This window comes from Actinotalea ferrariae CF5-4 (genome assembly GCF_000603945.1).
In the GTDB taxonomy this organism is placed as follows: Bacteria; Actinomycetota; Actinomycetes; order Actinomycetales; family Cellulomonadaceae; genus Actinotalea; species Actinotalea ferrariae.
On record NZ_AXCW01000222.1, the window covers coordinates 1 to 7,150 of the forward strand.

5 protein-coding genes are annotated in these 7,150 nt (G+C 68.4%); 2 read left to right on the plus strand and 3 right to left on the minus strand.

Features of this window, described 5'->3' with window-relative positions; all coding sequences use genetic code 11:
• Positions 1 to 12: 12 nt before the first annotated feature.
• Positions 13 to 861: a nucleotidyltransferase domain-containing protein gene (locus tag N866_RS14870; protein ID WP_052023104.1), complete on the minus strand. Its 849-nt coding sequence runs from the start codon at positions 859 to 861 to the stop codon at positions 13 to 15.
• Positions 862 to 1,310: 449 nt separating this feature from the next.
• Between N866_RS14870 and mobF the strand changes: the two genes are divergently transcribed.
• Both mobF and N866_RS20030 read left to right on the plus strand, forming a co-directional pair.
• Positions 1,311 to 4,802 (plus strand): MobF family relaxase, encoded by a 3,492-nt coding sequence (gene mobF, locus N866_RS14875; RefSeq protein WP_162177324.1) that lies wholly within the window; start codon positions 1,311 to 1,313, stop codon positions 4,800 to 4,802.
• A complete protein-coding gene (locus N866_RS20030; RefSeq protein ID WP_052023106.1) occupies positions 4,799 to 5,188 on the plus strand; it encodes a hypothetical protein in 390 nt (129 codons plus the stop codon). The genes mobF and N866_RS20030 overlap by 4 nt, the downstream gene beginning before the upstream one ends.
• Before the next feature lie 45 nt (positions 5,189 to 5,233).
• Here N866_RS20030 and N866_RS14885 read toward each other — a convergent pair whose 3' ends face one another.
• Positions 5,234 to 6,844, minus strand: a complete 1,611-nt coding sequence (locus N866_RS14885) for a UvrD-helicase domain-containing protein (protein WP_216699458.1) — start codon at positions 6,842 to 6,844, stop codon at positions 5,234 to 5,236.
• A 53-nt stretch (positions 6,845 to 6,897) separates the two neighbouring features.
• Positions 6,898 to 7,150, minus strand: a 253-nt coding sequence (locus N866_RS22155; protein WP_216699459.1) for a hypothetical protein, incomplete at its 5' end; no start/stop codon positions are given.

The window sequence follows — 7,150 nt, forward strand, 5'->3', positions numbered from 1 at the left end:
CAGGCCGGTGGATCAGGGCTCAGGTTGAGCGGGGTTGCTGAGTGTCCAGGTGTCGTCCCGCCACTCGATGTGGTTGGCCATCTCGGCGACGACCTGTCGAAGAGAGCCGTATAGGTCGGACCCGCCTGCATACGCGTGTGCCGCCAGGGTCGTGATGACGATCGACGCTGGCCGATCGTGCAGACGATGTGCAAAGTGGATATCTCGGTGCCTCTTGAGGGCCTGGACCACTCGCTGCAGCGTCGTGCGACGGTGCCACTCAGGAACGGCCTCGACTTCCAGACGCTTGGCTTCCTCGGCTCGCGCAGTCAGCGTGGTCGTGGCCATGCGGGTCCGGAACCACACGGCGTAACCCGTGGGATTCGAGGGGAGCCACTGGCGGACGCCCCTGTCGGTGATCAGTAGGTCGTTGCGGCGGCTGCCTCGGTTGGGGATCGCGGGCAGCACGTCCATGTGCATCTCCGGCCATGTCAAGGTCCAGCAGCGAGAGCTTTCCTCGACTTCCGGGTGCCCGCTGCCGGGTGTGCGGGCGTAGGTGCGGACGGCTCGCCCTACGTCCCGCTTCAGCTCCTCCTGGCTAATGGATGACCGGGCAACGTCCCGGACGGCGACGATGTCGATGTCGATGTCGTCGTTGCGGGCGACGTTGCGGACGACGGTGCCGAGCCTGAACGAACCTTGCGGGAAGACCGAGTTCTGCCCGAGGGTCGTGGACCATTGCTCGTCGAGGACTTCTCCGAGTTGCCCGTACCGACGGACTGCCAGGTCGAACTCGGACGGCGTGATGTCGAGAGCCGCCAGGCCGCCGCCGATGAGGTGTCCGAGATCGCCGACCGGTGCTGGCGCTGCTGTTTGGGTCACTCCCTGCTCCCTCCGCCATGCCGGACGTCCGTGGCGGGAGAGCGCGTCACCCGTCAAGTAGGCGCCGGGGCCTTCGTGGTGCTGCGGGAACTACATGGTTGGAACTAGTGCAAATGCTACCCCTGGGGTCCGACACGACCCAGGCCGCCACATCTTGTGGTGCTCGGGTGGGTGGCGCGAGCTGGCGCTCCGCGATGCGAGCCGAGTGCGAACCTCGGCTCGCGCTAGAGCGCCACGCGAGATGGACGCCTGCCGCAAGATCAGGTCCCGGACTCGTCTGGCACTTGTGGGACGCCGCCCTGACGGGCGTCGTCGGGGCGGCCTCACGTTGGTGTGCTCGCGGGCACACATCTTGGCGTGGAAACGAATCGATACCGGGTCCCGGAGCCCCGGCCTCCGTGGACGTGCAGTGCGGTCCCGGTCGGCGGTGCATCGCCGTGGTGATGACGATGCACCGCCTGACCGCGGGCAGTGGCTACCAGTACCTGATGCGCAGCACGGCGTCGGGGGACTGCGACCGTCCTGCAGCTTCGGACCTGACGACGTACTACGCGGCTTCGGGGAACCCGCCCGGTCGCTGGTACGGACGTGGGCTCGTCGGGCTCGCCAGCGGCGGCCCGGGCGACGGTGCTCACGTCACCGAGGAGGAGATGGCGAACCTGTACGGCGAGGGCAAGGACCCGCGGACCGGCGCTTCGCTCGGCCGGCCCTACCCGAGGCACACCCCTGCGGCCGAGCGGATCGCCAAGCAGGTAGCCGCCCTTCCGGCCGACCTCGCCGACGAAGCACGCGACGCCGCGGTAGCGGCCATCACCCGCGTCGAGCTCGCCAAGCGCACGTCCACAGCCGTCGCGGGCTTCGACCTGACCTTCACCGCGACGAAGTCCGTCTCCACCCTGTGGGCGCTGGCCGATGACGGCACGCGCGCTGCCCTGCTGGCGGCGCATAGGGCCGCCGTCGGGCAGGCTCTCGCCTTCCTGGAGGACACCGCCGCGTTCACGCGCACGGGCACCGCAGGTTGCCGCCAGCACAAGGTCTCCGGGCTTATCGCCGCCGGCTTCGACCACTGGGACTCCCGCGCGGGGGACCCGAACCTGCACACCCACCTCGTCGTCGCGAACAAGGTCCAGGGCCCCGGCGGCGCATGGTTATCCGTGGACTCCCGGGCGCTGCACCACGCCGTCGTGATGGTCTCCGAGATGTATGACGACCTGCTGGCCGACGAGGTCGCCCGTCGCCTGCCGGTGGCGTTCGGGTGGCGTCATCGCGGCCCGCGCCGCTCGCCGGCGTTCGAGCTCGACGGCGTCGATGACGCACTGATGACGGAGTTCTCCAGCCGTGCGACGCAGATCGACGAGGCGATGACGGGCGTGCTCGCCGAGTTCTACGCCACGCACGGGCGCGGCCCGAACCGCATCGAGATCGTCCGACTGCGCCAACAGGTGACCCGCTCGGTCCGGCCGAAGAAGCACGTCACGCCCCTGGCCGACCTGATGACGATGTGGCGCGCCCGCGCCAGCGAGCGCACCGGCAAGACGCCCGCCGAACTCACCGCCGCGGTGCTCAGGGCGTCCCAGGCCGCGCCGCTCGCCTGTGATCGCATCCCCGGGCCCGTCATCGATCGGCTCGCCGAGCACACGCTTGAGCAGGTGATGACGCGCCGTTCGACCTGGACCCGGTGGAATGTCATGGCCGAGGCAGCCCGCGCGACCCGGGCGATCCGCATGACAGGCCCTACCGACCGCGGTGCCCTGCTCGAGCGTGTCACCAATGCTGCACTCCGCTCATGCACGAGCCTGCAGGCGCCCGACCCGTTCGCCGTCCCCACTCGCTACACCCGACCCGACGGCACCTCGCAGTTCACAAGAGTCGACGAAGGCCGCTACACCCACCACCAGGTGCTCGACGCCGAAGCCCGCCTCCTCCACGCCGCCATCTGCGACGCCGACGCACCCACGACCGCCGCGTGGCTCGCCAAGGCCGTCACCTCCCGGCCGATCCACAGCACCGACGGCCGCACCGTCACGCTCGCGCAGGACCAGGCGACCGCCGTCGAGCACATCGCCGGCTCGACCCGCCTCCTCAACGTCCTCGTCGGTCCCGCCGGCACCGGCAAGACCACAACCCTCGCGGCCCTCAAGGCCGCCTGGGAACAGGGCCACGGACGCGGCAGCGTCGTCGGACTCGCCCCGTCCGCGACAGCCGCCGCCGAGCTCGGCCACGCGCTCGGGATCGCCTGCGAGAACACGGCCAAGTGGCTCTACGAGTCCACGGGCCCCGGCGCCCAGCGGCGCACCGAACTCCTCGCCCGCCTCCACACCGAACGCGCCGACGCCACGGGCTTCGACCAGCGGACGCGCCTGCGCACCATCGATACCGCCATCACCACCCTGACCGCCCTGGGTGACCGGTTCCGACTCCGTCCCGGCCAGCTCCTGATCGTCGACGAGGCATCCCTCGCAGGCACCTTCGCACTCGACGCCCTCACAGCCGAAGCAAGCGACGTCGGCGCGAAGGTTCTGCTCGTCGGCGACCACAAGCAGCTCTCCGCCGTCGACGCCGGCGGCGCCTTCCACCTCCTCGCCGAGCGCGGGCGACCAGCCACGCTGACCTCGCTGTGGCGCTTCACCCACCCGTGGGAGGCCGCCGCGACGCTGCGCTTGCGCACCGGCGATATCCACGTCATCGACGACTACGCCGACCACGACCGCATCAGCGCCGGCCCTGCCGAGGCCATGTGCGAGGACGCCTACACCGCCTGGCAGACCGACACTGAACGCGGAGTCAGCGCCATCCTCATCGCCTCCGACTCCCGGACCGTCGACATCCTCAACACCCGTGCCCACAGCGACCGGGTCACAGACGGCCTCGTCACGCCCACCGGGGTAACCACCAGCACCGGCACGGAGATCGGCGTCGGCGACCACGTCATCACGCGGGCGAACGACCGGCGCCTTCGCACACCCGGCGGGCACGTCCGCAACGGCGACCTGTGGCAGGTCACGGCTGTCGCTTCCGACGGTGCCTTGACCGTCGTGCCGCTCTCCCGCCGGGACCGCACAGCGAGCGCGCGGGCGGACGAGGTCGTCATCCCGGCTGTCTACGCAGGCCAGCACGTCGAGCTCGGCTACGCGACCACGACCCACCGCGCCCAAGGCATCACGGTCGACCGTGCGCACGTGCTCGCCGGGCCCGGCATGGTCCGCGAGAACCTCTACGTCGCCATGACCCGCGGCCGCCACGACAACCACGTCTACCTCGCCCTGGACACCATCGAGGCCGCCTGCGACTACCCGCCCGAGCACCAGATCTCCCAAGGCGGCCGCGACGCGCTGGAAGCCATCCTCACGACGCCGGGCGCAGAGCTCTCCGCGACCGAGACCATCGCAGCCTCGCAGGACGAAGTGGCCTCGCCCAGGCGCCTACTACGCATCCGGCACACGCTCCTCGCCGACGCCGCAGCCGAGCGCTGGGGTGCCGCGTTCCCAACCGTCGGGCTGACGGCGGACCAGTGCGACCAGATCACGACGTCGCCCGCCCGCGGACCGCTCCTCACCGCACTCGAACGAGGCCGCGCACTCGGCCACCCGATGCACGAGGTCCTCGCGGGTCTCATCGCCGCCCGGCCCCTCGACGGCACACACCCGGCGGCCGAGACCGCATCGGTGCTCCACCACCGCGTCCACGAGTGGCTACGGGCGCACATAGAAGACCCGGCCGAGGTGCCGACAGTTGATGATGCCTCGGACGCCCCACCGGAAACCGTCGCTGTCCTCGACCAGATCGACGGCCTCATCGCCGCGCGCGCACCCGCCCTGAGTGGCTTCGAGCTATCCGTGGCATCGCACGGCGACCCCGAAGCCGCTGTCGACGAGGTTCCGTCGCGGACGCCGTTCGCGCCGATGCCTTCCCCCGAGACCCAGAGGAGCATGGACCAATGACGAACATGAGCCCCGCAGCTGATGACGTCTTCTTCACCGAGCCGGTCATGAACCAGCCTGTCGGTCCACCGATGCCGATCATGTGGACTGCTCACACACCCGATGAACGACGACACCGCCTTGCCGACTTGGATGTCTGGGTGACGTGGGTCGTCGACCACTACAAGCTCGACCGGCGCTACATCCCCGAGTGCTGGACGAAGCACTGGGAGCTCATCGAGGAGCTCTCGGCGCTCCACCTCGCCTGGGAGTCGGCGTACGCGACCACGTCAAGGGCCGACGCGCCCCTGGCGTGGCATGAGCGCCTCGGAGCGGCGCGTCTCCGGCTCGCCGACTGGGTGGCTCGGGCGGGCTGCCGTCCCGGGGCGCACCGCGCCGCCGGATAGGCGCCGTGGCCGACCGCCGACTGCAGTGAGCAGCAGGATCGCCAACTAGCGTGTGTCGCAGAAAGCGAGGAACTCGCGGTGTGGCGTGCGACGCACGTCCCATCGCCTAACGGCGGTGGCTGGGCGGCGGCGGCGGTTCGCATGAGTGAGCACGAGGTGCTCTTTCGCGCGGGACACCGCGACGAAGAACTCGGAAGTCGGTGCTTGGCCTTCGCCCCAGAAGAGTTCTTCTTCCACACCGAGAACGATGACCTTCTCGAACTCCAGTCCTTTGCACTTGTGGATGGTGAGGAGGCGCACGGCATCCTCCTCGGACAGCCGCCGCAGCGCCTTGCGCGGATCGTCGTCGACAGCCAACTCTCGCTCGAACGCAAGCAGTGCTTGCTCGACTACGTCGTCGAGCCTTGTCCCCTGCTGGTACGCCGGCGAGAGGGCGGTCAGAACCGGTCGGGTAATGAGTGCCAGTAGCTCGAGCACCGGAGCTCTCCACGCGGCCAGGTCTTGCGAAGCGAACTGATCGCCGCGGACGGACGCCCGGATCGCCACGATCTTTCGCTTCAGTTCACGGTCAAAGCGCGATGCATCCTCTTCCGACGCACTCGGTCGAGCTGCCACCCGCATGAGTTCGACGTAGGCTCCGGGCTGCCGATCTAGGGCGATGACCCGGAGGAGGTTGAAAACGAGGGCGGCAGCGGGCTCGGCCGCGAGATCCTGGCTCTCTTGTTCATTTCGATAGGGGACGCCCCGATTGGTCAGTTCCCGGCCGAGCGGCGCCGCCACGAGGTGGGGTTGTTGTCGCACCAGCACGGCGATCTCGTGAGCCTCGACGCCCTCTTCGAGCCAGCCTTCGATGAGACCGGCCAATGCCTCTGCTTCGGTCGCCTCGTCATCGAAGGCCAGCACTTCGATTGCACCGCCGTCGCCAGCGAGGTCCTCGTCAGGGCTGACCGCTAAGGGATCCATATGCGCAATCATCGCGTTCTGCATGCGTCGTAACCTCGGCGCGGACCGAAAGTTCTGGTAGAGCGGGAGCGGCTTCGCGGCGAAGTCCTCGGCGAAGGCCTGCATCACACCGTCCAGCGCGCCGGCCCACGCCATGATCCGTTGTTTGGTGTCGCCGACGGCGGTCAGTGCGGACGTGGTGCGACCAAATGCCAACTTGATCAGTTTGTACTGGTCGGCGGTGCAGTCCTGGAACTCGTCCAGGAAGACGTGGCTGTAGGTCTGACGGATGGCCCCACGGGCATATGCGCTCGATTCGAGGATCTCGAGCGCCAAGGGAACCAGGTCCGCGAACCTGATCTGTTCTCGCTCGATGCGGGCGCCAGGGCTGGTGGGGTCGATGCGGTAGTCCGGGTCGAGGGCGTTGTATCCGGAGAGTACGGGTCGAAAGGCGTCAATAAGGCGCTTGGCGAAGGCGTGGAACGTGAAACTGTCGAACCTTGCTGCGTATTCGGGACCCGAACGACGCCGCACTCGATCACGAAGGTTCCGGGCGGCGTCGGTCTTGAAGGAAACCGCGAGTATCCGTCGAGGGTACGGGCATAGCCCGGTTCGGAGCACGAAGTCCGCCCGTTGCGCGAGGAGTTCAGTCTTGCCGGCGCCAGGCCCCGCGGAGACAACGGTATTAGCCTGTCCCATAGTCGCCGCAGCCATGGCGTTCGGTTCCAGGATCAGGCCCCCGGTTGGGCGCCACTCCTCTTGCCGAATCATTCCGGAACTGCTTCCAATGCAGAGCGTACGAACTTGATCAGCCGATCGAGCACCTCGGGAAGGCCTGCGAGGAGTTGTGTGTCACTTAGCTCGGCGAGCGCGGAAAGGTGAGCGCTTGGCTTACTCCCGAGATTGAATGTGTCGTGGTAGTCCTCAAAGAGCGCCCGAACGTCCTCCGAGAGGCGGTCCGCATTTGCGTTGTGTCTGCCAAGCACCGCCACAATGGGGCTCTTCGTGGTTCGTGGTGAT

Bases quoted from the DNA above. Each gene is read 5' to 3' on its own strand.
- mobF (WP_162177324.1), top strand. From the start codon at position 1,311: ATGCACCGCCTGACCGCGGGCAGTGGCTACCAGTACCTGATGCGCAGC.
- N866_RS20030 (WP_052023106.1), top strand. From the start codon at position 4,799: ATGACGAACATGAGCCCCGCAGCTGATGACGTCTTCTTCACCGAGCCG.
- N866_RS14885 (WP_216699458.1), bottom strand. From the start codon at position 6,844: ATGGCTGCGGCGACTATGGGACAGGCTAATACCGTTGTCTCCGCGGGG.